The 25,928-nt window shown below is 41.8% G+C and carries 21 protein-coding genes and 1 pseudogene; 12 read left to right on the top strand and 10 right to left on the bottom strand.

Going from position 1 to position 25,928, the window contains the following annotated elements; genetic code table 11:
• Positions 1-181 precede the first annotated feature (181 nt).
• On the bottom strand, positions 182-466 hold the full coding sequence (locus tag L4C54_RS06665) for a malic enzyme-like NAD(P)-binding protein (RefSeq protein WP_428807947.1): 285 nt from the start codon (positions 464-466) through the stop codon (positions 182-184).
• Positions 467-814: 348 nt separating this feature from the next.
• Here L4C54_RS06665 and L4C54_RS06660 point away from each other — a divergent pair, with 348 nt between their 5' ends.
• Together L4C54_RS06660 and L4C54_RS06655 are read left to right on the top strand one after the other, a co-directional pair.
• The gene (locus L4C54_RS06660; protein ID WP_428807556.1) at positions 815-3,157 is read left to right on the top strand and encodes an exo-alpha-sialidase; all 2,343 of its coding nucleotides are present in this window, start codon (positions 815-817) and stop codon (positions 3,155-3,157) included.
• Positions 3,158-3,425: 268 nt separating this feature from the next.
• Positions 3,426-5,171: a methyl-accepting chemotaxis protein gene (locus tag L4C54_RS06655; RefSeq protein ID WP_428807555.1), complete on the top strand. Its 1,746-nt coding sequence runs from the start codon at positions 3,426-3,428 to the stop codon at positions 5,169-5,171.
• A 249-nt stretch (positions 5,172-5,420) separates the two neighbouring features.
• Here the strand turns inward: L4C54_RS06655 and L4C54_RS06650 are convergent, their stop codons facing one another.
• Entirely contained in the window at positions 5,421-6,320 is a 900-nt protein-coding gene (locus L4C54_RS06650) for a LysR substrate-binding domain-containing protein (protein ID WP_428799974.1), read from the bottom strand.
• 130 nt (positions 6,321-6,450) lie between these two features.
• Here L4C54_RS06650 and L4C54_RS06645 point away from each other — a divergent pair, with 130 nt between their 5' ends.
• Positions 6,451-8,328, top strand: coding sequence for an alkyl sulfatase dimerization domain-containing protein (locus L4C54_RS06645; RefSeq protein ID WP_428799975.1), 1,878 nt, complete (start codon positions 6,451-6,453; stop codon positions 8,326-8,328).
• 78 nt (positions 8,329-8,406) lie between these two features.
• Complete coding sequence (locus tag L4C54_RS06640) at positions 8,407-8,898, top strand: hypothetical protein (RefSeq protein WP_428799976.1); 492 nt, start codon at positions 8,407-8,409, stop codon at positions 8,896-8,898.
• 147 nt (positions 8,899-9,045) lie between these two features.
• On the opposite strand, the gene L4C54_RS06635 is transcribed toward L4C54_RS06640, so the two are convergent.
• Positions 9,046-9,684: a DUF2268 domain-containing putative Zn-dependent protease gene (locus tag L4C54_RS06635; RefSeq protein WP_428799977.1), complete on the bottom strand. Its 639-nt coding sequence runs from the start codon at positions 9,682-9,684 to the stop codon at positions 9,046-9,048.
• 112 nt (positions 9,685-9,796) lie between these two features.
• On the opposite strand from L4C54_RS06635, the pseudogene L4C54_RS06630 reads away from it, so the two are divergent.
• Positions 9,797-10,069: pseudogene (locus L4C54_RS06630) on the top strand (response regulator); the annotation flags it as partial.
• An 11-nt stretch (positions 10,070-10,080) separates the two neighbouring features.
• On the opposite strand, the gene L4C54_RS06625 reads toward L4C54_RS06630, so the two are convergent.
• The 3 genes from L4C54_RS06625 to L4C54_RS06615 form a co-directional block, all read right to left on the bottom strand.
• Entirely contained in the window at positions 10,081-11,373 is a 1,293-nt protein-coding gene (locus tag L4C54_RS06625; RefSeq protein ID WP_428807554.1) for a hypothetical protein, read from the bottom strand.
• A gap of 379 nt (positions 11,374-11,752) precedes the next feature.
• Entirely contained in the window at positions 11,753-12,178 is a 426-nt protein-coding gene (locus L4C54_RS06620; RefSeq protein ID WP_428807553.1) for a hypothetical protein, read from the bottom strand.
• A gap of 118 nt (positions 12,179-12,296) precedes the next feature.
• Positions 12,297-12,743: a PPC domain-containing DNA-binding protein gene (locus L4C54_RS06615; RefSeq protein ID WP_428807552.1), complete on the bottom strand. Its 447-nt coding sequence runs from the start codon at positions 12,741-12,743 to the stop codon at positions 12,297-12,299.
• A 455-nt stretch (positions 12,744-13,198) separates the two neighbouring features.
• Here L4C54_RS06615 and L4C54_RS06610 point away from each other — a divergent pair, with 455 nt between their 5' ends.
• Together L4C54_RS06610 and L4C54_RS06605 are read left to right on the top strand one after the other, a co-directional pair.
• Positions 13,199-13,705 carry a YgjV family protein gene (locus L4C54_RS06610; protein WP_428807551.1) on the top strand — a complete coding sequence of 169 codons (507 nt, stop codon included), beginning with the start codon at positions 13,199-13,201 and terminating at the stop codon, positions 13,703-13,705.
• Positions 13,706-13,879: 174 nt separating this feature from the next.
• Positions 13,880-14,434: an RNA-binding S4 domain-containing protein gene (locus L4C54_RS06605; protein ID WP_428807550.1), complete on the top strand. Its 555-nt coding sequence runs from the start codon at positions 13,880-13,882 to the stop codon at positions 14,432-14,434.
• 129 nt (positions 14,435-14,563) lie between these two features.
• Here the strand turns inward: L4C54_RS06605 and L4C54_RS06600 are convergent, their stop codons facing one another.
• Positions 14,564-15,307: an NAD(P)-dependent oxidoreductase gene (locus L4C54_RS06600; protein WP_428807549.1), complete on the bottom strand. Its 744-nt coding sequence runs from the start codon at positions 15,305-15,307 to the stop codon at positions 14,564-14,566.
• A gap of 95 nt (positions 15,308-15,402) precedes the next feature.
• Here L4C54_RS06600 and L4C54_RS06595 point away from each other — a divergent pair, with 95 nt between their 5' ends.
• Together L4C54_RS06595 and L4C54_RS06590 are read left to right on the top strand one after the other, a co-directional pair.
• A complete protein-coding gene (locus L4C54_RS06595) occupies positions 15,403-16,314 on the top strand; it encodes a LysR family transcriptional regulator (protein WP_428807548.1) in 912 nt (303 codons plus the stop codon).
• A 197-nt stretch (positions 16,315-16,511) separates the two neighbouring features.
• The gene (locus L4C54_RS06590) at positions 16,512-17,351 is read left to right on the top strand and encodes an isopenicillin N synthase family dioxygenase (RefSeq protein ID WP_428799985.1); all 840 of its coding nucleotides are present in this window, start codon (positions 16,512-16,514) and stop codon (positions 17,349-17,351) included.
• A 220-nt stretch (positions 17,352-17,571) separates the two neighbouring features.
• On the opposite strand, the gene L4C54_RS06585 is transcribed toward L4C54_RS06590, so the two are convergent.
• From L4C54_RS06585 to L4C54_RS06575, 3 genes are all read right to left on the bottom strand, one after another.
• Entirely contained in the window at positions 17,572-19,026 is a 1,455-nt protein-coding gene (locus L4C54_RS06585; protein WP_428807547.1) for an amidase, read from the bottom strand.
• 60 nt (positions 19,027-19,086) lie between these two features.
• A complete protein-coding gene (locus L4C54_RS06580) occupies positions 19,087-20,763 on the bottom strand; it encodes a M28 family peptidase (protein WP_428807546.1) in 1,677 nt (558 codons plus the stop codon).
• 118 nt (positions 20,764-20,881) lie between these two features.
• The gene (locus L4C54_RS06575) at positions 20,882-21,898 is read right to left on the bottom strand and encodes a helix-turn-helix domain-containing protein (RefSeq protein ID WP_428807545.1); all 1,017 of its coding nucleotides are present in this window, start codon (positions 21,896-21,898) and stop codon (positions 20,882-20,884) included.
• Between the two features lie 289 nt (positions 21,899-22,187).
• Between L4C54_RS06575 and L4C54_RS06570 the strand changes: the two genes are divergently transcribed.
• The 3 genes from L4C54_RS06570 to L4C54_RS06560 all read left to right on the top strand — a co-directional run bounded on the left by L4C54_RS06570 (position 22,188) and on the right by L4C54_RS06560 (position 25,903).
• Positions 22,188-23,570, top strand: a complete 1,383-nt coding sequence (locus tag L4C54_RS06570; protein WP_428807946.1) for an MATE family efflux transporter — start codon at positions 22,188-22,190, stop codon at positions 23,568-23,570.
• A gap of 138 nt (positions 23,571-23,708) precedes the next feature.
• Complete coding sequence (locus L4C54_RS06565; RefSeq protein ID WP_428807544.1) at positions 23,709-24,785, top strand: PQQ-dependent sugar dehydrogenase; 1,077 nt, start codon at positions 23,709-23,711, stop codon at positions 24,783-24,785.
• 176 nt (positions 24,786-24,961) lie between these two features.
• The gene (locus L4C54_RS06560; RefSeq protein WP_428807543.1) at positions 24,962-25,903 is read left to right on the top strand and encodes a siderophore ABC transporter substrate-binding protein; all 942 of its coding nucleotides are present in this window, start codon (positions 24,962-24,964) and stop codon (positions 25,901-25,903) included.
• The last annotated feature ends 25 nt before the right edge of the window (positions 25,904-25,928 follow it).

Below are 25,928 nucleotides of genomic sequence, written 5' to 3'. Positions count from 1 at the left end.
TAGACCTGAAGGCTTACTTTGAATCAAATTTCTCGAGCGCAAATCACTAAATTGGCAGAGACGCGAACGCATTTCTCATTTTACATGCGAAATAGGGACATTCCAAGGTTGATTTGGAGCATCCCTTATTCGTAACACTAAATGAGAAGTGGCAAATTTCCCTTTCTAATCTGTTTTAACATTAAAAGGAAGTTCGGCGATACTGTCGGTATTCTGGTCGCCAAAAGCACGCTTCAATCTCTTTGAGGACTGCTTGGTCGGAAATCGGTAGTGCCAAATCCTCGGCCATTGCCTGTTTTGCTACCGAAAAAGCAATATCTCGGCTGATTGACTGGATTTCTTTTAGTGGAGGGAGAATAGCGCCATGGACCAATTCAAACTCTGATGCCGCTTTAGCTAAAGCCTCACTCGCCGCCATTAACATAGCGTCACTCACGCGTTGCGCTTTAACAGCAATAACACGTATACCGACACTGTGGGTAAAGTGCTTTCAGAGTCCACATTAAGTGGTAGGCCAATAACACTCTGCGTTCAGCCGCATTACGCAACTCTCGAACATTTCCCTATTAATGCAAGACGATAACAACCCAATCTGGTACTTAATCACCACAAACGCATCACACACCTAGTACATAATTATAACAAATATATTTTTTGTTACGTCGATCAAAGATAAAAATTTCCTTCATGTCATCCTATATGCAGAAGTACATTAAGAACAGGGCACGGAACTGGCAGACAAAAGGAGTCCTTTCTTGTCTGCTTAGCAAATTGAATGGTTCAAACATTACTAATTATGGTAGAAGGAACAAGCATGAACGTTAAAGTCACTCACATCAGTCTAATACTCGCATCGGCCCTTTTTGTGGCTCCCGCTGTGAACGCAAAACTAATCAATTATTTGGCTACCAACGACTCAGCACAAGATGAACCGATGGAACAAGGTTGGCTCGCTGACCATAGCGGCAGTGGTAATGGAGCTATTGATACAGCAGACGGCTTCCCTACTTGGATCGCAAAAGGTGAGAATGGTCGTGCCCAATGGAAGGTCGTTCCAATAGCAAGTGAACACGCGCAAGCATCTGATTATGGGTGGCGACTGACTACGGATATGAAGGTGATCAGTGGTGGTATGATCACTAACTATTACGCGAATGGCACCAATCGTGTGTTGCCAATCATTTCACTAAATGGAAACGGGGAGTTGGTTGTCGCTTTCGAAGGTCAAAGTGGCAGTACAGTATTAGCGACTGGTGAGTCTGCGACCGACTATCATCGTTATGAGCTTATCTACCATCCAGGTAGTACACCTACAGCGAGCTTCTATTTCGATGGGCAATTGGCGGTTGACCAAATTTCACCAGTATCGACCACACAAAATATGATGGTTTGGGGGAACGGTTCTAGTCATACTAACGGTGTTGCAGCTTATCGGGAAATTCAATTCGAAATTCAAGGTGATATGATTTTTGCAGGGCCAGACCGCATTCCTTCTATTGTAACAAGCTCTTTAACACCGGGCGTTGTTACCGCGTTTTCTGAGAAGAGAGTCGGCGGCGGAGACCCGGGGTCAATCAATAACACAAACGATATTATTACACGGGTATCTCATGATGGTGGCGTAAGCTGGGGAAATGAAATTAATCTCACAAAGCAAATCAATGCAAGTGATAGCTATGACTTCTCTGACCCTAGACCTATCTATGATAAAAATACGGACAGAGTGCTTGTTTCTTATGTTCGCTGGCCTACCGATGCCGCGCAAAATGGTGACAAAATCAAATCTTGGATGCCCAGCGGCGTATTTTACAACACCTATGACGTATCAACCGATAACTGGCAAGCTCCAATAGACGTTACTGATCAGCTTAAAGAAAGAAGCTTTCAAATTGCAGGCTGGGGAGGCTCTGAAATTTATCAGCGTAATGCCAATCTAAATAGTCAGCAAGATTGGCGAGCAACCGCGAAAGTTAGGGTCTTCGATGGCGCTGAAAACAGACTACAAATTGCAAACGGTATTCAATCATTTGAGCTTACGCTTGCAATTGATTCTCTTGGCCAGTTGACTGCATCTCTTAATGGTGAAGCAACACCGATAGTACTTAAGCCCGCGGGCGACCGAGTTACCGCTTTTTATGAATATCAATTTGAATATTCGGCGAGTAGTGGAGCGGTATCTCTATCAGTAGACAATGTTCAGATAGCCAGTTGGCAAGGACAAGTTTCAACTGATAATTTAGTCGGATTTGGCAATGCAGATAGTGCCGTTGATGGCAGGATCCATCTACAATCTATTTCATTGACTCAACAGGGAGCTAGCCTTGTAGCACTTGATGCCTACCATCTAGCCCAACAAAACCCTGCTGATACAGTGACGGATTTACAACAGCTTGGCTGGACCAAAATTAAGTCAGGTAATACGATGAGCTTCTATGGTCACGCGAGTGTCAACCCAGGGCCAGGGCATGGTATTCAACTAGAGAATCAACAAAGTATCATGGGGACTAATAATGGCCGTATGATTTACCCTGCGATCACACTTGATCGATACTTTCTTAATGTATTGTCGGTATATAGTGATGATGGTGGACTAAATTGGCAGTCTGGTTCGAGCTTACCTTTACCATATCGCTGGAAAAGCGGTACTAGCATGGAAACTTTAGAACCAAGTGAAGCTGATCTTGTGGAGCTAAATAATGGGCACTTATTACTCACAGCCCGATTGGACTTTAACAAAGTCGTAGACGGCGTAAATTATGGTCCTCGTCAGCAGTTTCTTAGCACAGATAGTGGCGAAAGCTGGCAGTTAATGGAAGGAAATAACGCTACTGTTTTCTCTGGAATGAGTACAGGAACGGTGGATGCTTCAATCACACGATTTGAAGAAGCTGATGGAAGTCGTTATCTTTTATTTACCAATCCTCAAGGATCACCATCAGGCACTAATGGTAGACAAGATCTTGGGCTGTGGTTCAGTTTTGATGAAGGGTTAAGTTGGAAAGGTCCAATTCAGCTTGTTGAAGGCGCATCTGCATACTCTGATATTTATCAACTGGATTCAACCAGTGCGATTGTTATTGTTGAAACTAACAGCTCTAACATGCGTATCTTAAGAGTACCTATTACTTTATTAAAACAAAAAGCAAAGGCACTTTAAGTTCATCAAAAGAAACTAGGCGTAACGGGCGTCTGGTTTCTTTATAGAACGTTTCGGCTGTCTGCTCTTGCTTCAGCATCTTATCCATTATTTAAAACACGCAACTTCTGAGTAGTAATACTAATGGGCTGAATAACCTTTGGAATATTAGCTAGTCTTCGCACGCCCCTGAATGGAATTAATCTTCATTATAAGATCGCTATCATGAAACTTAACTCCGTCATCGGCTAGAATATCCTCAGGACACAAAAAGGAATTGGTACAGCCCATGAATAAAACCCTCCCTTTCAAGCTGAAAATTATAGGTATTTTCATCATTATCACTTCAATTACTATTCTGACGTCATATTTCAGCGCTCGTCACCATATTAGTAATTATATTTACCAAAGTGATACGCAAAATATCAACAGTCGCATCAACCTAGCGAAAGACAAACTTGTTGACGATATCAACAATAAAATCACGCTGGCGGAAAACTTAAATTTTGGATTGATTGCGATAAAATCAACACAGGACAAAACTGGTTTTCATAACATCGTAAAGGTCGTTAGCGACTTAGTCTTTAATGCTCAAGGTAGCATTGATAACGCAAAGGAAGCACAACAATTTATTGATATGATTTCTGCAGCAAACGGTGAAGTGACCGTAAGTAACATCATTTATGAAGAGGGAAAACCACTTCTTAGCATCACTGTTCCAAGCAAGAATAACGGGGGCGATATTTTCTATATTGACCTTAGCCAAACGCAGGCACTTCTGGCTTCTTCTGCTGTTGAGGGCAGCTATATGGAGTTGACCGACCCAAACAACACTGTACTTTTTTCAAACAAAACAGTGGGCGAATTTATTCCACTAGCTAATACTTTTGTTCTTCGCGGAAATGAATGGAGCCTGACCGGTTATATTGATAATAACTATATTTTGCAAAATACCGCAAAGCTAAATAACGCGATTACCCTCGCTTTAGTTATCTCAGGCATCATCATCATCGCTCTTAGTATTGTGGCGGTAAATATCGCCTTCAAACCGATTGTTTCTCTACGAAATATTGTCACGGATCTATCTCAAGGCAATGGTGATTTGACCCGCCGCTTAGAAATACACACGCAAGATGACCTTGGAAAAATCGCTACTGGTATCAATCTTTTTATTCAAAAGCTGCAAGATATGATGCTGGATGTGGACAAATCAAGCCAACAAATCAAGAATCAAATTGACGTGGTCACTGAAAGCGCAGACTCCAACCAAGTCTTACTCACCGCCCATTCAAAAGAGACTGAACAAGTCGTAACCGCTATCACTGAGATGAGCTCGACCGCAGAGTCCGTCGCGCAAAGTGCAGCCAATGCAGCAAAATTAACGCTTAAAACAAACGATGAAGCTAACAACTCTAAAGACGTTGTGCAAGAAGCAGTTTATAGTGTTTCAGCGCTGGTGGATGAAGTAGCGAGCATGTCTAAGTCTATTACGACTATGAGTAAAGACACTGACAAGATTAGCTCAGTTCTTGGGGTTATTGGTGAGATCGCAGAACAAACAAACCTATTAGCGCTTAATGCCGCCATTGAAGCTGCTCGCGCTGGTGAGCAGGGGAGAGGCTTTGCCGTTGTCGCTGATGAAGTACGAGCTTTGGCTGCTCGTACTCAACAGAGCACATCTCAAGTTAATGAAATGCTCACTAAACTCCGTAATGGAAATAACACGGTTGTGAGTGCAATGGAAACCACAAAATCTAGCTGTGAGCAAACATCAAAAGCGACAGCTCGTGTAATGAATTCATTGGATACAATGACTGATTCAATCGTTGAGATTAATGATTTAACGGCGCAAATTGCAGCATCAGCTGAACAACAGAGCGTGGTTACCGAAGAGATCAACCACAATATGAGCAGTATTCAGGAGATGATAAATAATATAAATAACAATGGGCTACAAACGGTGAATAGTACCCATCAGTTAACGAAAACCAATACTCAACTTGGCGATGTTGTTGGCCGTTTTAAGTTATATTGATAACCTGTAATTCACACTAGCGAGTCTATTTTTGACTCGCTTCTCTAGATAGATTTCCCCTCATTTATACTTCTTTTTATAATACATCTACTCAAAGTAGGTTCTGGACATTTCCGTTTTAGTGGCAATGCTAATTTAGATAAATATGAATTAACTCAGGTATGGAAAAAGCTATTTACTTAAAGTTTCGTGTTAATGGACCAAACCTTAAATTCTCAATAAACATACTTCTACGACAAGTAGATATATTTACCTTACAGCTAATTTAATTCGTTCTCTTAACCACTGATGAGCACTGCTATGAGTATTCGCTTTGTGCCACATCAAATAGTACTTCAAATTTGACATTTTTATCGGTGGCGTAATGACTTGAAGTTGCAGTTTTTCTTGATAGCGCTTTGCAATACTCAAAGGAACATGCGCAAAGTAATCTGTCGTGCTACATAAGATTAAGCTTCCAAAGAAAGAGTCCGTTTCATACACGATATTACGGTTAACTCCTAAGGTAGTGATGTAAGCACTTAATGGGTATTTGTTTCTGCGTCGTTTACTTAAGGCAACCTGAGGAAGTACTTCATACTGTTCATTGGTGATAGCTTGATTAATGACAGGATGATTAACACGGCAAACAAGAACGATTGGCTCTTCAAATATTTGTTCTGCATCTAACATATTTGAATCAAAGAGACTGTTATCAATTACAACATCTACATTTCGTAAACGTATGTCTTCAAGCGCATCCTCTTCACTTGAACTGTACTCTCTTAAAGCAAATTTAATATTAGAATTATTTGGATAGGGTAATACTTCCAAAAATAGTGAGTTCAATTGCTCAGGAGAGGTGATACGAAAAAGGTTATGGTCATCGATTGGCGAAAAATCAGCAACTGCATTGAGTGTGCTTTCTATTAAGCTAAGTGATTGACCAAGGTTTTGATGTAAAGAGTTCGCAAATTGGGTGGGGCGAATACTGTTTCCTTCTCTTAGAAACAATTCATGGCCGAGTTTTTTCTTTAGTCGGCTAATAGAGAGGCTGACTGCCGAAGGAGAGCACTCTAAGACCTGACTAGCTTTGGTAATACTTTGAACTCGCATTACCGCACTAAACGTTTTTAGAAGATTGAGATCAATATCTTCAAATAAATTCACTGATACACCGTGTTAATATTCGGTTAATGGATTAACCAATGTTAAATCCATATTCACTTCCTGACCCATGGTAGCCTCTTGTTCTTCATTTGTATACTGGCTCTATTGAAGACCCCAATAGGAAAGTACGATGAATATTAAAATCTCTACACTGGCAATTGCGATGAGTGCTATCGCTTTCGGAGTAACTGCAAAAACACTTGAAGTTGCTGATCACGGTTTCTCATTCGGTGCAGGTGAGCGTGTTACACCTGTGCATGTTTCAGGTGATAACATATCATTTGCTGGTGGCGAAGGTTACGGTGATGACCGCATTCACCCACTTTTACAAGAGTTGGGCAAATCTCAAGCTCAAGCTGTGATTAAAGTTGATGACAACGTTTATAAAATCTTCGGCTACGGTCTGACTTCTCCAGTAGTTTTTGTTGGTGATAGCGGTCTTATCGTTATGGATCCAGGCGAGTCTACGGAGCACGGTCTAGCAACAGAAAAAGTATTTCGTGACGTAACAGGTATTGATTTACCGGTAACGGGTATCGTTTACTCCCACAACCACTTCGACCACCTTGGTGGCGTAAAAGGTTGGGTAAATGCTGAAGATGTTCAAGCGGGTAAGGTTGAAATCTACGCACACACTAGCTTAACTAATGCAGTAGCTAACTGGGCATCTAACGTAGGTGTTATCCTTGGTCACCGTACCACTTATACTGCTGCTGTTTACGCTGGTCGTGAATCAGGTGTTCATGGTTCTGTTACTGATGCACTTGGTCCACAAGTACAGCTAGGTGAAGTTGGTTTCTTACTGCCAACAACTGAATTTGATGATGTTCTTAAAGTAAGCAATGGTGGTGTGAATTTCGAACTACATTACGTTCCATCTGAGACGAATGATGAAATCGTAATGTGGCTACCAGAGCAGAGGATCCTTCATGCTGCTGAAGTTCTACAAGGCGAAAATTTCCCGAACCTACACTCTATCCGGGGTACTAAAGCTCGTGATGCTGAAGTATGGTTCAAAGGAATTGACTACATGCGTAATACTTTCCATGATGCAGAAATCATGGTGCTAGCGCACGGTCGCCCTGTTGAAGGCAACTGGGAAGTGATGGATGTTCTAACTTCTTACCGTGATGCGCTACAGTTTGTTCATGATCAATCTGTACGTTTCATCAACCACGGTATGACTCCGTTCGAGATGATTGAAAACGTTAAACTGCCTGAAAACCTACACAATCATGCTTGGCTACACCAGCGTTACGGTACAGTTGCTCACGCAGTCCAACAACAATACAGCAACTACATCGGTTTCTTCCACGCTGACCCATGGCAGCTAGAGCCAATGGCTCACATTCAGCGCGCTGAAGAGTACGTAAACCTAATGGGTGGCCGTGACGCTATTATTAGCTCTGCGAAAAAGTACATCGAAAATGGCGACTACACTTACGCGGCAGAAATCTTGACTTACCCAATCCGTGTTAATAATGATGATACAGAAGCCCGTGAACTAAAAGCACAAGCTTACACTCAATGGGGTTATGAGAAAGAGAACGTTAACTGGCGTAACTGGGCTATGACAGCCGCAGGTGAGCTACGTGGCGAACTTGATTACAACAACAAAATTGATTATTCATCAGCTGACGTTATGCAGAATCTTCCAACTGAGATGGTTATGGACATGATGACAGTACGTATGAAAGGCGCTGAAATTGCTGACGTACGTGATACTGTCAGCGTAACGTTCACTGATACTAACGAAGCGTTCACCTACATTGTGCGTAACGGTGTTGCTGAGCTAAGCACTATCGCTCTAGATGATGCAAACACGAAAATCGTATTAACACGTTCACTACTAAACCGCATTTTAGGTCAAGGCCAAGCTGCATTAGCCGCTGGTATTGAATCTGGCGAGTTTAAGTTTGCTAAAGGCAATATGGAGTCTTTCCAAACGTTCCTAGGTTACTTCGAGCAACCTAAGACAGGCGCTGATATTCCTCTAATCGTTCGCTAATAAATGTTTGATTAAATGAGATACAAGGGAGTGGCGGGTTCACTCCTATATTTTTTGTTATTAATTGAGAATTATGCGATGAAAAAATTAATCGGCTTAGTAATCTTAACTCTTTCGTTTAAAGCGATAGGTTGTGCGGTTGATGCAGGTGGTTTTTCTGCTGGATTACCACAGCATCGCGGTGCGCTAACCACATTAATGAATATTGCAACAGCTCGTCAAAGTGACGATTTACCGGCTCGTACCATGCCAGAGCAGGTACTAATATGGCAGCTAGCGCAACAGTTGGGGCAAACTAAGCCAGATTTAGATATTACGTTCTACCAAGCGATTGAAGGACACTATTCTAAGTTTTCATCCAGTAGCTTTAGTATCTTTAAACCTTACCCAGACAATACAATGCCCACAAATCAAGAGTTGATGGTGATTTCAGAGTTTGATGTATTAGCTGCTCTGCTAAATAAGGAATTGACATGGAAACAGGTTTTAGAATATAAGCTATTGATTATTAATGGAGAAACTGAAGAGATTGAACAAGTTCAGGAGTGGTTAAAAACCGCGTTTTCTTAGTCTCATATTTTGTAACTGGTTGTCATCAACTTAACCATAACGAACCATCTAAACTTCAAGTTGCCCGGATTAGAAAAAATAAGTCTAATTACATTGTAAAGAAATGCACTGTTAACACCTCTAAACACATAAAGGGGCATAGATAAGTTAGCTTAAAATGAACTCTTTGGGGTTAAGCTTAACGAGTTCAGTAGCTGAAGTTCCTGTATCGCTTACATAACTAGTCACAAGGTTGTACCCCACCCAATACCCCGCATAACGCGGATATTTATTTGGGTTTTCTCCTAAAAAAAGCTCATTGAAAGGAAAAGAACTACTAGCTAAAAGTGGTTTCATACTGTCGTATAAAATAACCCAATCAATTTCATCCATTTCATGAAACATAGATGAAGCTTCTCCACCATTTATAACCGTTTCAAAGTGGCAGGCTAGCCCTTCCATTACCAAGTCGTCTAAAAGTGTAATGTTCTTATAACCATGCCCTTTTCTGATTGCATGGTTAATTTCATGTCCCAGCACCGCAGTTAACTCTCGTTCAATTACACTTTCCAAATCGCTTCTAGTACTGTCCAAAAAGATCTCTACTCGATGAGCATTCAAAGCAAACCCTCCTATACCAAAAGGAGAAACCTTCTCTTTAGAAAAAGGACTAACTGTAATATCTAAATCGGGTATTTCTATATGATATTCAATAACTTTCAGTGATTTTCTTATCTGAGAATCTAGGAAGGCCATATTCCTTTCAAGCTTACCCGTAGCATTCAATACACTAATATTTACTGCCATTATTTTACTTCCAATATAACTAATAAGCTTACTTCTGCGTATTTTCGTACATGAGAGAAAGTAGATCAAAGGAAAGGCAGTAAAAGTGGGCTGTTGAGTTGAGTATGGGCAACAAGCGCTGGATATGGCGAGAAGTCGGTACTACGATTTGATTTTAATGGACAATCAACAGCCCTCCATCAGTGGCATTGAGACGACCACCGCGCTGCGCGCATCAACCCACCCAAATGCCGCCATATTTGGATGTACCGCTGATGGATTGATTGAAACGAAAGACGCGTTTATGGAGGCGGGGATGCAACTAGTATTGGTTAAGCCCCTTAAAGCGAAAGAGTTGCACTCAGCGTTGGTGCAGTTCAAATCTCTCATCGAGGCGTCGGTTTGAGCCAGCTGGATTTACGGATCGACAACAGGGCGAAAATCAATGTGGTGGTAGGGATTATATTTCGACTCAGTGGCTTGGTCTAACCCATTGACCGCGGCATTCACAACCATGACATCCACAAAGAAATCCGATAAGCATATGTGTAACTCTTTGACTAAGTTACAGTTCCAAGGGGCCTCTTCACGAATGTCGTTTCTCATCTCTTTGACGGGGGTTCCCTTTTCAAAATCCGCCACATACAAGGCATCATGAAAATAGGACATCGAATTAAACGACTGTTCGCACGTGAGCGAGCTTGTACCGGACTTAGATAATTTTTTCTGTAAAATCGTTGTAACGGCTGGGTTGTTGATTGTAGAACTCTGAGCGGAAGTATTCCACGCATTCATCACCCCAAGGACCTCACCAAAATCCCACCCATTGTTCATAAACTGCGGGTCTGTGAGGGTTTGTAAATTGCCATATTTATCGGTCATCGCTATCGCGTTGAGTCTTTTGGCGTCTTTTTCGTACTCGAATTTGGTGTCCTCGCAAACAAAGAGCCCCGATTCTATCGACGTCACCACCTCATAATACTTATCATACTCACACTCTTGGTCACAGGTCTTGCCAACGTCTTGAATCTCGCCGTGCTTAATAACCAGGGCCGACAGCAGGGCTGTAAATGTGGCCTCGTTGTTCATCTCGCTAAGCGCACGCGTTGAGTCCTTTGTTAACGTGTTGGTCAGATTACTCGAATACGCGAAACGAACTTCACTCCTAGATAGCGCCTTAAAGCGTGCCATGGCGTAGCGTTTTTGAGGACCATCAATGACGCTATACTGGGCCTTCTTACCCGTATTAATGACTTCTGTGATGGACGCCAATAACTCCGATGGTGAACTCACTTCTATGGAATCAGGCGGGGTAACGACACTTATTTGGCTTTGTGAGTGATACAAAAATGGGTGGTAGCGATACGCATTGCCACTGGCTTCTTCAACCGCAATAAAGTAACCACTGGGCATGCGTTCATGGCGGACCACTTTCGTGATATTCAAGACTTCATCATTGTCGCCATCGGCAAAGTCTGAATACACGACTTGCAACATCGTGTTACTCAGATTCAGAACGTTCAGGTATTTCGTGTCCCCGTCCAACTGATACACAGACGTATTTTCTTTGAAGAAAAACGACGGCTTAAAACTGCGCATTCCAGCGGTTAAATCTTGCTTAGATTCGATTTTACACCCCGAAAGAAGCAGCACCATGGTGATCATAAAGAAGAGTTTGATGGGGTTGCGTGGTTTAAATGCCAAGTCCATTACGATGTTTTCCTGTCACGGTGATAAGGGTGATGCACTAAAGGCACGGTAAAGGATGTTACAATAATGTAAATCACATCACAACTGGCTATCATCTCTTTGGGGTGACGGTCGCTATGGCGCCAAAACGCACTCTGGGGGATTGTGGACACCGTTACTTTAAGGATGTGCCACGTGAATGTGTATTGTAGTGGAATAGCAAGTTTGGCCACATAGTTAGATAAGGAAAAGTAAGTCAAAGATCTCTTTGGTGAAGTGCGTGTCGAATCAGTTGAAACAAGGAAAGGGGCAGAAATTCGCCCCGCCAGATTTGATATAACCACAAACGCGAAATTGGGATAGATAACGGTACCTACGTTAGCAAAGCATTTAATACAAATTAAGGGCAAAGTTCTTTAGAAAACTCTTTTGGAGAGTTCATTCGACCGCATAAATATGCTTGTTTTGCTTCGTCTAATCGCCATTGTTGATGATGCTTTATAAAATTGAGTTGATAAAAAAGGCCACGTACTGAATCGTCCATTAAACCGTCCAGAATAATAGTGACACTCGCCTCTGTTGGGTTTTCCCCTGAGTTGTCTTGCTTTTTAATACTCATAAATCGAGCGTCAGGGTAGGACAAAAATTCCAAAGATAATGCTACGACTGATTGATGGCGAGATGAGCGTTCAATCAAATTGTCGTTAAACGCAGCGACTTCAAGTGTTTCATACGATTTAACGTCATAATGTTCAGCTTCGCTCGCTTGTAGATAAAAGCAGCTGAATAAAGCAGCTATTGCGGGCAACACGAATATATTTTTCATAAAATGCTCTTATGTGATGAGTTTTAATTAACGCTCAACCCAGTTTTTAAGAATGAGACGATAGGTATAAGAGAGAAGGTAGCAAATTCGCAAATGGTTTCAGTTAGATGCTTGTTATTTAATTAGCTGCATTTCTTTCGCGCTCATCATCACTAATTATTTTCTTTCCTCTATCTTCGATAATCAATTCTGTAAACTCTGTTTCTACATCAAACTCACGAGAGAAGCAGAGGTTAGAGTACTTGTGAAGAATAAGTTCGGCTGTGGTATCGATAATACTCCCATCAAGCAGATGTCCGCCAAGTACCTGCCCTGATTGATCTGCGATAGAGATATGAATATGCTGATGTTCAGGCGTCAGTGTTCCCATCACAGAAACGATCTCAAATTGTTCGGTAAGTTGGAGTGTTTCAGTTGCACCCGCTAAACGAAGGTTAACGGAAGATAAACAGCCCACACACGATGCAATACTACCCGCTTGAATGCCATGTTTGATAACCAGCTGAGAAATTGAGTGCTTTAAATCAGCCCCTTTAGTTAGTCGAATTGCGATGGGTGTCAGCATGAATTGGTTCCGTTAGGCACATTGAATTGTATTGAAAAGTAACAGCGAGTGTATTTGTTACAATCGAACGTATACACTGCGAATACCACTTACGATAACAACTATGAGGAATAAAGTAATGCTCTGTTTAGCTAGCCTAATGTTCTCTGATACTTATCGTACGAGTCTATCTTCTCAAGCTTTCGCGATTTACCTCCCCAGACTTTAATCTGTCTACTCGCTCGATCAATGGTTCGAATACGTTGAAATCGGTCGGAGTGAAAGATCGACTGTAACAATAGATAAGTAGCGCCTACACGTTTTGTTCTCTTTTTAATAGAGCGTGTTGCCAACCTAGTCTTATCATCATCCTTTCGTTTGCCTCCTTTCGTATTCCACTATGTCATTGTGAGCATTTCTATACGTAAATTTTAGGATTTGCACCGCATTACTTATGTCGTCTTAATGGAGGACACGTGTCATTTTTTATCGCTTCTCAAATATTAGTAGGAATAGCCTCGCTGTTTGATATTGCTTCGTTTCAGTTTAAAGACCGGAATAAAGTATTAGCAATGTTATGTATCTCTGGCTTGTTTATTGCCGCTCACTTTGCTTTGCTAGCTGAGTGGACAGCCACGTGGTTGCTGGTGATTGGAGCTAGCCGTTTCTTAGTCGGTATATATATATCCGATCCTAGAATGAAGTGGCTATTTTATGCAGTGACATTGCTGGCAACGGCTTTAACCTATAATGGGGTGACTAGTACGTTGAGTTGTATTGCATCACTAGTTCTTACCAAAGCGTCGTTTACTCAAAATGACAAGCTTATGCGCTGGTTAATGCTCATCGGTGTTGCTGTTTGGACAGTACACGACGTTCTTGTAGGCTCTCCAGTCGCAGTATTGATGGATTTTTTCTTCATATTAAGCAGCGCCGTTGGCTATTATCGAATTCATATTAAGAAACCATTGCCAATTGCATAAGCACAAAAGAACGTTTGATATGCAATGGGCGAGTGGTTCATTGTATGTCAAAGGTCGCTTGGGAGAATGGATGAGAAATAGCGCTGAAACCTAACTTTAGTTTATTTGTTCTAAGCTAACGTATACACTGCCGATCATATCAACGAAGACAAACTAGAATTTAGCGATCACACTATGAATCAAGACCAACACGACCAAAATCCAAACTATCAAGAACCTGACTATGATGAAGCTTCTCATGAAGAAGAGTTCGAGGGTGAAGAGATAGAAATTGAAGCGATTGGCATTGATGTATCATCTCAGCCAATTGAGCTATACAAAGTGTTTAAGATTGCGAACTTAGTTGGTGGCGGTGGTGAAGCAAAGCACATCATTTCAGAGGGTTACGTTGCGGTTAACGGTGAATTAGAAACTCGTAAGCGTCGTAAGATGTATGACGGAGACTTCTTTGAATTCAACCAGGAGTATTATGTTGTTGTGTGCGATGCGCCAGTAACCGAACCACAAGATAAGAAACAAAAAGAGTTAGAGAAAAAGGCTGCGGAAGAAGCGAAGAAAAAAGAAAAAAAGAAAAAGAAAGCAGACAAAAAGAAGGCTGAACAAAGCCTAAACACGGATAAAAAGAAATCCGCTAAAAAGAACGAGCCTCACACATTAAATGCGAAAGCTGAAAAACCGATCGAGAGCAAAGATAACAATGGCGGAAGAGGCTCAATCGATTTCTTCTAACTTAATTCTTGTTGTTTAAAACAGGAATATAAATACATAACAGCCCAACGTACGAGGCTGTTATGTATTATCAATTAACATAACGTTTGACTGAATTGCGCTCTATTTCTCAATCTTAACCACTCTATATTATACCTTCACCGATACCATCTGAGCACTGTCATAAATAACCGGTAACTTGCTTTGCCAATGACTCCAGAGTTGGGGGCTAGTGATTAATTCAGCCATAAAATGCGCTACGTTTATTCTGCTGGTTTTCTTTGCGTCGAATATTGGATCATTGGTTGGTGATGAGTGAAGATCGTATGGTGCCACATCTATTTGGTTAGTAAGAGAGTCTGGTCGTACAGCAACCCATTGGATAAATGGAGACTGCTCTTCAACATTATGTTGCAAAAATGCCACCGCTTTTTCGTTATCTAAATGAGGAGGCAGCACCAACCTTAAGAACGTAATGACGGCTTTATGTGTAATGGATGCCTTTTCATGGACCGTTCGGTTCTGAACACCAGTACTACTCATGAGCACTAATTTTATTGGAGAGCTTGGCCGAGCTTTTATAATTGCGTGAGTCACCCTTTCAATTGTATTGGTGACTAGACGTCTAGGCTCACCAAACATTCCCTTAAGCGTCAAATTATGACCAAGGCAAGAGACAACAGCATCACAGCCTGTCACTAGGTGAAGCAGCTCGTTTTCACTTAACTCAAGAATATTCGCGTAAGTGATTTCGACTTTTCTATTATTTAATAAATCAAGTGATAGAGAACGAGTAGAACGAACGACAATCCTTACTTTTTGTTCCCTTTTTAAAAGTTCATTTACAACCAGTCTTCCCGTTGCCCCTGTTGCCCCTAATACTAATACTGTCATTTTCACTCCTTGACCGTGTCTAATCTGTCGTTACTATATATATGTAATATTGATGGGTTAAGTGTCTAAATTGGTATGGAGCTATACGTATTTGTATGAATTGGGAATCTGTTTGTTTTGACTGGAATCGTACACGTGCTTTTTTGGTGACCGCTGAAGAAGGCACATTATCCGGTGCTGCTACTGCGTTGAATATGACTCAGCCAACATTGAGCAGGCAAGTCGCAGCGTTAGAAAAAGAAATTGGCGTGACCTTATTTGAACGAGCAGGTCAAAGATTAGAGTTAACAAGTAGTGGTTTAGAGTTATTAGAAGCCGCTCGACGAATGGGTGAGGCGGCTTGTGAGTTTTCATTGACCGCAAAAGGGCAATCACAGGCACTTGAAGGCCGTGTCGTTGTGTCGGCTTGTCAATTGGATGCGGTATACCGTCTGCCAAAAATCATCGCAAAACTACGCGAGAAAGAGCCAGGTATTACGATTGAAGTTGTGGTTACAAATAATGTCAGCGATATAAAACGTAGAGAAGCCGATATTGCGATTCGAAGTTTTAAACCGACCCAGCCGAGTTTGATAGCTCGAAAACTTGGAGATGAATTGGTTCATCTTTATGGGAAAAAAGAGTACCTCAAACCTTTTTCAAGCGTAACAACACCACAGGAGCTTAAAGATATTCAAATCATTGCTTTCAATTGCAGCACCACGGTATCTGAGCAACTAAACAAACAAGGTTGGCAGTTAAGCGAACGCAATTTCAGGGTTATAACTGAATGCCAACTGATGCAGCTTCAGTTATGTAAAACGGGGTTGGGGCTTATCTACCTTACTCAGGATGTTGGTGATATCGATCCCGAGCTGAAACGAGCTTTTAATGAGTATGTCGCGCCTATTCATCTGCCCGTTTGGATTGTTTGCCATGAAGAGCTTCATACTAATCTGCGTATTCGCCGTGTCTTTGATCTTATTTCCGAAGAGATGAAATTGTATTTGGCAAAGCAACATAGCTAATGGCATGAAGTCGGTTTTCATTTGGCGTTTACTAATGCTGTTGAAAAGTACTTGGTTGGCTCAATTCCTAGCCACGCAGACTCACGCATTTCATTAAAGTTTGATTTACATCCTAGTCACTTTTAAAATTAAGCTCTCAACAAAAAACGATAGCTATCCACATACAATAACTATCCACATATAAAAAAAGAGCAGTCATGAAATTAGAGACAGTCAATTACCTTGATGATGATGCCGCTGAGCAATTTGTAAAGTCACTTAGAGAAACAGGATTCGGTGTATTGAAAAATCACCCAATCCCAAAGGAGCTTGTTGAGTCAATCTACGAGAACTGGTACCAGTTTTTCTCAACTGAACGTAAGAACGAGTTTAAGTTCAACGTAGAAACTCAAGATGGGTACTTTCCACCAAGCGTATCTGAAACAGCGAAAGGTCATAGTGTAAAAGACATTAAAGAGTACTTTCATGTCTACCCTTGGGGTCAGATCCCTGAAGAGTTAAAAGCACAGATCATGGATTACTATCAACGTACCAATGCATTTGCTGAAGAGTTGCTTGGTTGGGTTGAAGCTCACGCACCAAAAGACGTACAAGAGAAGTTCTCGATTGCACTGTCAGAGATGATCAATGGCAGCGATAAAACATTACTTCGTGTTCTTCACTACCCACCAATGACGGGTGAAGAAGAGCCGGGAGCAATTCGTGCAGCCGCTCATGAAGATATTAACCTATTAACGGTTCTTCCTGCCGCTAATGAGCCGGGTTTGCAAGTGAAAAGTAAAGAGGGTGACTGGATTGATGTGCCGTGTGACTTCGGTAACTTGATCATCAATATTGGTGACATGCTGCAAGAAGCGTCAGGTGGGTACTTTCCAAGTACGACACACCGAGTAGTAAACCCAACTGGTGGTCGTCAAGAGCACTCTCGTATTTCACTTCCTCTGTTTCTACATCCTAAGCCAGAGGTTGTGCTGTCAGAGCGCCACACGGCTGATAGTTATTTGATGGAACGTCTACGAGAGCTAGGTGTGATCTAACTAGTATTTAAATTTTGATCGGGGTTTCACTGAAGTCATACCAATACCACCATGTAATAAGATTGTATTGTATGAATAGGTATATAGCTCTCAACGAATTTAGACATAGAGTGTGAGCTTATTAAGCTGATGAAAAAGCCATGGTGGTTTATAGCCCATGGCTTTTATTCATTGCAAATAACTAACTAAACAACTTTAGTGTCAAGTCGAGACAATTTTCTTATTGCTGCCATGTTTTCAACGACACTGAAGGCCATTTATCTTTCCATGGTTTTGCAATTTCAAGCTCGTAAGCGAGTTCGTAAATAGTTTTGTCATCGCCACTCTTGGCAATAAATTGATTACCAATTGGCATCCCCGTCTCATCATCCCAGAAAAGAGGTAAAGACATCGCTGGGTTACCAGCAAAGTTGATAGGTAGCGTGAATTTAAGTAAACCACAGGTATAGTCGAGTAAATCGGCGTCTACATTAAAATCTGGGCTAAGTTTTCCTACGAGAGGGCTAATGATTGGGCTAACAGGTGTTAATACAATATCGCAATCTACAAACAATTCGTCAAAAAGATCAGGGAGAGTATTGAAGTAATCAACCCCATCTTTAGCGTCTTGTTCTGTGAATTGTTCATTGTAATCCAGTAGACTCGCTAATAGCTTAGTGACGAGCCCGGACTCTGCTGGTGTTTTCCCGGTTATTTGCTCAATGGTTGGTTTTAGCATGCTTGATTTTGATGAAAAGAACCCTAAATATGCGTTTGTTAATTGTGTAGCATCAATGGGGTTTGATTTTTCGACAACGGTATGACCTAAGCTTTTTAAAAGCTTAATAGTGCTAAGAAGTGAAGCATGGACTGCTGGTTCAACATCAAGTAAGCCGGTAAAGTCTTTAATCACACCAATGGTTAGGCGACGTTCAGAAGAACCTGTCACCATTCCAATAGGTGGGTAATATTCTCCAGATTTGTCTTCTGTTGCATCTAACATTGCTGCACTGTCTCTAACCGTTCGGCTGATCATTTGGTTAGTTTTTGCAATGTCATGGCCGCTATCAATTTCGCCCGCCAACATTCGGTATCGACTAGGCTTCATTCCAATAACGCCATTTGCAGAAGCTGGCAACCTGTTAGAGCCTGCACCATCACTACCATGTGCCATTGGTACTGCACCACAGGCAACAGCGACAGCTGAACCACCGCTAGAACCAAAAGCTGTATATTGGCTATTCCATGGGTTAATGGTTTCGCCATACAAATCATTGTGAGTCGTTAGGGTACAAGCAAATTCTGGAACATTGGTTGTTCCCAAAATATTGGCTCCTGAGGCTTCAAGGGCTTCTATAAAATCGACATTCTCTTTTGGTATATTGGTCGACATGAGGCGGGAACCGTCGGTACGTTTAACGCCGCCAATATCGATCATATCTTTAACAAGGATAGGTAAGCCCGAAAATTTGCTGCTATTACTGATACTCGTTGTTCGCTCACGAGCGCGATCAAAGGTAGTGTTCGCCATGAAATTAAGCTTAGGGTTAATGGCCTCAATGCGTCGAATGACGATTTCGACTAAGTCTAGTTGGCTTAACTTATTTATCTTAACTAAATTCGCAAGTTCGATAGCGTCGAGAGAAATATACTCATCAAACTCGGTTGTTAGATCTGCATTATTTAACATGTTCATATATCACCTAAAGTGCGTTTTACGCAACGAGAGAGTGCCTAGTTGCGTATCAATCAGGAGTTACCAGTCACCAAGTGTCAGAATGGTAGCGTCCGAGTTATAAATATTGTTCTCCGCTGTATATGGAACATCATTTTTACGCAGGTCTGTTTCTGTGATTTTGAAAACTTGATCGATAATATAAGCATGTGCACGAGTGTATTTTTCTACCGCGTCAAAGCTAATTAGTGACTGTTCTACATCTGCTGTTGTGTGGTAATGCAATCCAGTTTGGATCCAACCGACACTGATTGGCATTGGCTTACCTTCTGGTGGAGTGTAATGAGGTGGGTAAAATGCCATCTCATCGGCAGAAGGGTCGGTAATTGCTCGGCTAGAGCTAGGAAGAGTGTAAAGGTGCTGTGCTTCTTCTAGGATTTTAATCAGAGCAGGGCTTTGGTTAGTCAGTGTAAGCAGCAATGGCATTGTTACATTCGAATCACCGTCTATGACACCTTCATCCATCTTCGCTTGCATACCCAAATGCTCTGAGCGAATAACAAGAAGAAGATTTTCATCTATTTCTTGCTTCCATTTCTTCACGTACTCACGGGTACCACCTAGTCCAGGAACTTCATGATCACCATGGAACATGAACACTAAACCATACTCACGCTCATCTTGCGGTAATGATGCATAGTACTTAGCAAGCGCCATATTTTTAGCAATCGCAACACCGTTATCATGAAGTCCGTAGAAGTAACTATCCATGTGACTCATGATGTGAATAAACTTCTCTGATTTACCCGGTAAAATACCGTAAACATTTCCGGTCATACGGTCTTTTGGTTGATCCATAACGCCTTGAATATTTAAGTAAACAGTCACCGGCTGAGTTTCATCAGAGCGGTCAAGTAACTTACGCAAGTAGACACCATCTTCGTAATTAATCCCAGTCCAAGGGATTGCGTTACCAATTTCATCAGCACCGCCTGGAGCACCAACTCGGCCTGCAATGTTTGATACTTTAGGAATATCAAACCAAATTATGACACCGGCTGGGTTGCCCCATTTTCCAGAAGCAATACGAGAGTAAGCTACTCGTGCTGTTGACATCAGTGCACCTGGGTTAACACGCGCGCGTAATAAAACAATTTTACCTTCAAGATCTCGACCTCGAAGTTCTGAGTTTGTGCCATCACCAACAAAAATCAGCTCAGCTTCAACGCCTTCTACTGGTGTTGACTTAGATTCAAACGCTGTTAATGCAGTTGTTAGCTCTAAAGCTTCGAAGCCCTCAATGCTTGGCGCTGACACGATACGTAATTCATTTCTCGTAGGACGCCACTGCTGTTGGCCTGAAGGGAACTTATCGTGATGAACTTCTTTGATACCAAAAGACTTTAGCTTCTCTTCTGCCCAATCTAATGATTCGCGCTCATATTTGGTGCCTTGAATACGTCCCCAAAGGATATTGCCGTCGTCTTTCGATTGCTTAGATATTGCAACTAAATCGTCAGTCCATTTGATCATTTCTTCTTTATTGATCGAACTACGAGGGTCATTATCAGCATCGATTCGTTGCTCTAAGTGTCGTTGTTCAATTGTGAAAGTACTGCTTTCTAGTGCAGCAGCTTTACGAACAAGGTACTTTTGTGGGGCGCTAAAAGCTGCGTCTGAGATCAGTTTGATTAATTGTTCAGGAGTGCTGGCTAGAGAGCCGCTTTTGTTTTCTTGGTCATTGGTTTTGTCAGTCATTGTTATTTTCTCAACATTCATGTGTGTTATATGTTGAGATTATTAGAACAGTTTATCGTACTGGTCGCTTCACCAATACAGACATTGATTTATCTTATTGGGCCAAATTACAATGAGGTTATCTATGTGCTAGAACAATGGAAGGTGACTTTCCTGTCCATCGTTTAAACGCCCTAGAAAAAGAAGACAGGTTTCTAAATCCTAGTTCTAAAGCTATGGTCGTAATGTCTTGTTGCTCATTGAGTAGGGTTAGTGCTTTTTCGAGTTTATAGCGCTCAAATATCTGGTTGAAACTCACTTCTTCAAGAGCCAATCGACGAGTAAACGTCCGACGACTAAGAAAGAGATGTTTTGCGGTCATATCTAAGGAGATAGCCGCAATATCATGAGATTCAAAGATGGTATAGATTTGTGGCAGCAAGCTTCTTTTTTCAATCTGTGCTCGTTGTTCATAGGCCAGTGAAGTCATAGCGTAGTGAACACTTGCGTTACTGTTTTTCAAAGGCAAATCAAGATACTTGTCATCGAAACAGATTCGTCGAAAGTCACTCCCTGTCTCTATCTTGATATTGTACTGTTGCTCAAAGTCTTTGCGTAGCTGGTCTGGGTAATACCAAGATATAAGTTTATAAATAAACGTAAATTCAGAGCTTGAAACACAATGTCGAATGAAGTTGATCATTACCATTGAATAAATTAATTGCAATTGATAAGCCGTATCTTCTTCATTGTTATACATTTCTGGGTTTATAAGCCACAACTCAACCCCGTGTGGTACTGGTTTATGTATGATGCGGATCGACGGCAGAAAATGTACATATAGCTCAGAATACAATTTTAAAAAGCTACGAAGTGTAGGCGCAGTAGAGAGTGCGATACCTGCTGGGCCAAAGGCGATTGGGTCAAATTCTTCTGCACAGTGCCTTGCAATTGTCGCGCTGTCGCCCATTTCCGTTGCGCGAAGAATAGCTTGTTTAAATTCAGTGACATCGATGTGATCGCTTTTCTTTAAGCGTTTAATATTCTCTTTTCCCAAAAATGCTTCTTCAATATCCACATTTGATTTAACTAACGCAGATTCAAGCATTGCGAACCATGCTTTATTTGCGGTGAGGTGTAATTTGGGTTGAATCATATCTAGTATCTTAAAGTTAAATAAGGGACCGCTAACATTAGCGACTGAACATATTGGGCCAAGTTAACTAATTATGATGACTATTGCTATGACTTAAAGCGATCCTTATCGTAGACGTGATATACACCAAGTCCTAGCGCCACAACATGTGGTAGCTAAAACCCTATGAACAAGCCTTGACCCTGTAGAGCATGGCGTTTATATTACCGCCGCCTAACGGGCACATCCTAAAATGCGCACTCGCTATCCTGCCTTCATTGGCGCATTTATATTGGTGTTTGAACTTCCCATGCTAACGAAATTCCGTCCTTTTACTCGTGAATCGGGTGCTTTGATGCATCTATCTATTCCTATTATTTTTACCCAAATTGCCACTCAGGCGATGGGGTTTGTTGACACGACAATGGCAGGCCAAGTAAGCGCTGCCGATTTGGCTGCGATCGCACTGGGTACCAGCCTTTGGATCCCTGTGTTGCTGTTACTCCGTGGGATTATCATGGCTCTGACACCTGTCGTAGCGTATCACCGCGGTGCTCGAGACTTTGAAAGTGTCTCTGTTGAATTTTTCCAAATGGTTTGGTTAGCGTTGATCTCTAGCGTAATACTGATCGCCTACTTAACCAGCGCAAGATCCATTTTGGAATGGATTGGAGTCGCGTCTGAAATCATCCCGATTGCTAGCGATTACGCTTTTGCACTGGCATTTGGTGTGCCGGGTATAGCCTTGTTCTACACCTTGAACGGCTTCTGTGAGGGAATGAACAATACCAAAGTACCGATGATCATTTCGGTCGTGGGTTTACTCGTAAATATTCCGGTTAACTACATTCTGATTTACGGCAAATTTGGATTCCCTGAAATGGGCGCCGTAGGCTGTGGGTGGGCAACGAGTTTAGTCTATTGGCTGATGTCTGGGTTGCTGTATTCCTACATCAAAGGGCATCACCAATACAAAAATATTATTCGTTCTTCAAACGCGACACCAAGGGCAAAAGAAATGTTTCATCTATTGAAACTAGGCTTGCCGATCGGAATGAACATTGCAGTTTGCGGCAGTATTTTTTCAGTTATAGCGCTTATGATTGGCCGTATAGGAGCCGAAAATGTCGCCGCAGCACAGATTGCACTCAATATTTCGAGTATGACATACGTCATTCCAATGAGTATTTCATTTGGAATTACTATTCGTGTTGGCCATGCGCTGGGTGAAAAAGATGAATTAGGAGCGATTGAGCGTAGCAAGATAGGGATCATAGTTGCGGGTTTAATATCACTGCTGTCTGTTGCAACTTTCTTGTTATTTCCTGATTGGATCATTCGTCTTTACACCACTGACCCTGCCATCAGCGCAACAGCGGCAACGTTATTAGGTTTTACCGCGCTGTATCAATTTAGTGACGCTCTTCAAACGTCTGCCAATGGCGCTTTACGTGGCTATAAAGACACTAAAGTTCCGATGTTTTTAGCAATAGCGTCCTATTGGGGGTTAGCATTACCTCTTGGTATTGTTTTAGGACTGACAGATTACATTGTCCCTGCAATGAGTGAAAAAGGATTTTGGATCGGAATTCTAACAGGGTTAACCGTCGCAGCCGTACTTATGCTGCTGCGGTTGCAATACGTCATTAATAGGCGTTCGTCACTACAGCTAAATAATGCCCCGCTAAGCTAATACGCAAAGGCAATTAAATAGCACCCCATGTTATCGCTGTTTTCTTCCAATGTTACGTTTTAAACAACATTATTCACAGAATCGTTTCTTATCAAACGCTATGCTTTAGAAAAGCTAAGTAATAGGTTAGAGAAAGAGATGAACAATATTCAACGAGTCGGCGTGATTATCTTTTTGATGCTTGCATCGACCAATGTGTATGCGTGGAATGTAGAAAAAATTGCGAGTGGTTTCGCGATTCCGTGGGGGCTAGCCTATGTTGATGACAATACCATGCTCATTACTGAGCGAAATGGTGCGATTAGGCAAGTGGACCTATCAACCGGTAAACATCATGTGGTGGCTGAGATCCCTAGTGTTTGGGCAAAAGGTCAAGGGGGCATTTTTGATATCGCACTTTCTCCATTTGATGACAATAAGATATACGTGACTTACAGCAAAGATGTTAGTGGAGAAGGAGCGACGACACTTGCTCTAGCAACCTATGTCAATGGAACAGTCTCTGGTTGGCAAGATTTACTTGTGTCAAAGTCTCGTACCGATACTGGCCGTCATTTTGGTAGCCGCATCGCGTTCGACGATAATAGCGTTTATTTTTCCATTGGTGATCGTGGTGACCGAGACAATGGCCAGAATACTCAGACGCATGCAGGCTCGATCCTACGTCTGAATCCTGACGGAACGGTTCCATCTGATAACCCTTATGTCGACAACCATTCGGTGCTTAATGAAATATGGAGTTATGGTCACCGAAATCCACAAGGTCTGTTTTTTGATGAGACTAGTCAGAAAATGTGGTCAATAGAGCATGGTCCCCGTGGTGGTGATGAAATTAACCTGATTAAGAAAGGTGCTAACTACGGCTGGCCGATTGTCTCTTTTGGAAAAGAGTACTGGGGACCTATTCAAGTTGGTGAGCCGATTGAAAAAGAGGGCATTGAGCCTCCTGTTAAGATTTACATCCCATCTATTGCGCCTAGTAGCCTAGTTTTGTATCAAGGTAACAAGTTCCCAGAGCTAAAAGGTAAACTCCTAGCGGGTGCACTTAAGCTAACTCACATAAATATCGTAACGATTGATGAAGAAGGGAAGGCGGTAGCAGAAGAGAGGATTATGGAAAAGCTCGGAGAGCGCATTCGAGACATTGAAGTATCGTCAAAAGGAGATATTTTCTTTAGTACTGACAGAGGCAATCTGTACCGGTTAATACGCTAATATCCCACACTTCATTCGCCGCAGAATACGATGATAAAGTGATCGTTCGTTGGACGATTGATTTAGTACACAACTGCCGTTAATTCCGATCAAAAACGTCAAGCTAGTTGATATGCCTATATAAAATATGTATATTCGCGAATCTAAATACAAATGATTTGCATTAGGGGATTTACATGGCAGTTAAAGCAAGCCTTCTTATCATTGGCGCAATTGCGTCGTTCTGCTCCTTTACAAGTGTTGCATTTGCTAATTCTGCGTCAAACAACACGGTCGAGGTGATGCACCGTCTGGGCAGCGTTACACTTGAAACACAACCTAAACGAGTTGTAGTAATCGGCTTAGGACCATTAGATGCACTAGACCGTTTTGGTATTGATCCCGTAGCGATTTCAAAAGCGGCTACGCTTCCAACGTATTTGAATAAGTACAAAGGTGAACAGTACGCGTCATCAGGCAGTTTGTTCGAACCGGACTTCGAAGCCATATACATGCAAAAGCCAGACGTTATTATTGTCGGTGCTCGAGGCGCGAGTAACTATGAAGAATTAAGCAAAATAGCGCCAACCGTTGTCTTTGCTGCTGAGGCTGATCAAGGTTATTGGAATAGTACACAACAGCAGTGGCGTAACCTAGGTAAGGTCTTTAACATCGAAGAAAAGGTTGAGCAGAAGATAGAGTCACTCGATCAGCAATTCGAATCTATACGTCGCTATAACCAAAACCACAGCATCGATGCACTGACGGTGATGAGTTCAGGTGGCAATATCACGACCTTTGGTGAAAATTCTCGTTTTTCTTCAATCTATAAAGATTTTGGTTTTAAACAAACAGTTGAAGGCATTAAAGCAACTCGTCATGGCGATTTGATTTCTTATGAGTTTATTGGCAAATCTAACCCCTCTACATTGCTGATTATTGATAAAGATAAGTTGGTCAATAAAGGCACCAGTAACACCCAAGCAGAGTTTGATAATGAATTAGTACAAGCGACAAAAGCGTATAAGAATGGCCATATGGCTTACCTTGATATCAACGCTTGGTATCTTTCAATTGCAGGTGTAACAGCCACAGAGCAGATGATCACCGATGTAAAAGAGTCAATCGGTCTTAACTAAGATATAGATCAAGCAGAGGTTAGCT

Origin of the sequence: Vibrio lamellibrachiae, from assembly GCF_050337265.1 — a bacterium.
Taxonomy (GTDB): domain Bacteria; phylum Pseudomonadota; class Gammaproteobacteria; order Enterobacterales; family Vibrionaceae; genus Vibrio; species Vibrio kyushuensis.
The sequence above is the reverse complement of the archived record's forward strand: the minus strand, read 5'-3'. Positions and strand labels throughout refer to the sequence as shown.

Coding starts and splice junctions, on each gene's coding strand:
- L4C54_RS06660 (WP_428807556.1), top strand. CDS start 815: ATGAACGTTAAAGTCACTCACATCAGTCTAATACTCGCATCGGCCCTT.
- L4C54_RS06655 (WP_428807555.1), top strand. CDS start 3,426: ATGAATAAAACCCTCCCTTTCAAGCTGAAAATTATAGGTATTTTCATC.
- L4C54_RS06645 (WP_428799975.1), top strand. CDS start 6,451: ATGAATATTAAAATCTCTACACTGGCAATTGCGATGAGTGCTATCGCT.
- L4C54_RS06640 (WP_428799976.1), top strand. CDS start 8,407: ATGAAAAAATTAATCGGCTTAGTAATCTTAACTCTTTCGTTTAAAGCG.
- L4C54_RS06635 (WP_428799977.1), bottom strand. CDS start 9,684: ATGGCAGTAAATATTAGTGTATTGAATGCTACGGGTAAGCTTGAAAGG.
- L4C54_RS06625 (WP_428807554.1), bottom strand. CDS start 11,373: ATGGACTTGGCATTTAAACCACGCAACCCCATCAAACTCTTCTTTATG.
- L4C54_RS06620 (WP_428807553.1), bottom strand. CDS start 12,178: ATGAAAAATATATTCGTGTTGCCCGCAATAGCTGCTTTATTCAGCTGC.
- L4C54_RS06615 (WP_428807552.1), bottom strand. CDS start 12,743: ATGCTGACACCCATCGCAATTCGACTAACTAAAGGGGCTGATTTAAAG.
- L4C54_RS06605 (WP_428807550.1), top strand. CDS start 13,880: ATGAATCAAGACCAACACGACCAAAATCCAAACTATCAAGAACCTGAC.
- L4C54_RS06600 (WP_428807549.1), bottom strand. CDS start 15,307: ATGACAGTATTAGTATTAGGGGCAACAGGGGCAACGGGAAGACTGGTT.
- L4C54_RS06595 (WP_428807548.1), top strand. CDS start 15,403: ATGAATTGGGAATCTGTTTGTTTTGACTGGAATCGTACACGTGCTTTT.
- L4C54_RS06590 (WP_428799985.1), top strand. CDS start 16,512: ATGAAATTAGAGACAGTCAATTACCTTGATGATGATGCCGCTGAGCAA.
- L4C54_RS06585 (WP_428807547.1), bottom strand. CDS start 19,026: ATGAACATGTTAAATAATGCAGATCTAACAACCGAGTTTGATGAGTAT.
- L4C54_RS06580 (WP_428807546.1), bottom strand. CDS start 20,763: ATGACTGACAAAACCAATGACCAAGAAAACAAAAGCGGCTCTCTAGCC.
- L4C54_RS06575 (WP_428807545.1), bottom strand. CDS start 21,898: ATGATTCAACCCAAATTACACCTCACCGCAAATAAAGCATGGTTCGCA.
- L4C54_RS06570 (WP_428807946.1), top strand. CDS start 22,188: ATGCTAACGAAATTCCGTCCTTTTACTCGTGAATCGGGTGCTTTGATG.
- L4C54_RS06565 (WP_428807544.1), top strand. CDS start 23,709: ATGAACAATATTCAACGAGTCGGCGTGATTATCTTTTTGATGCTTGCA.
- L4C54_RS06560 (WP_428807543.1), top strand. CDS start 24,962: ATGGCAGTTAAAGCAAGCCTTCTTATCATTGGCGCAATTGCGTCGTTC.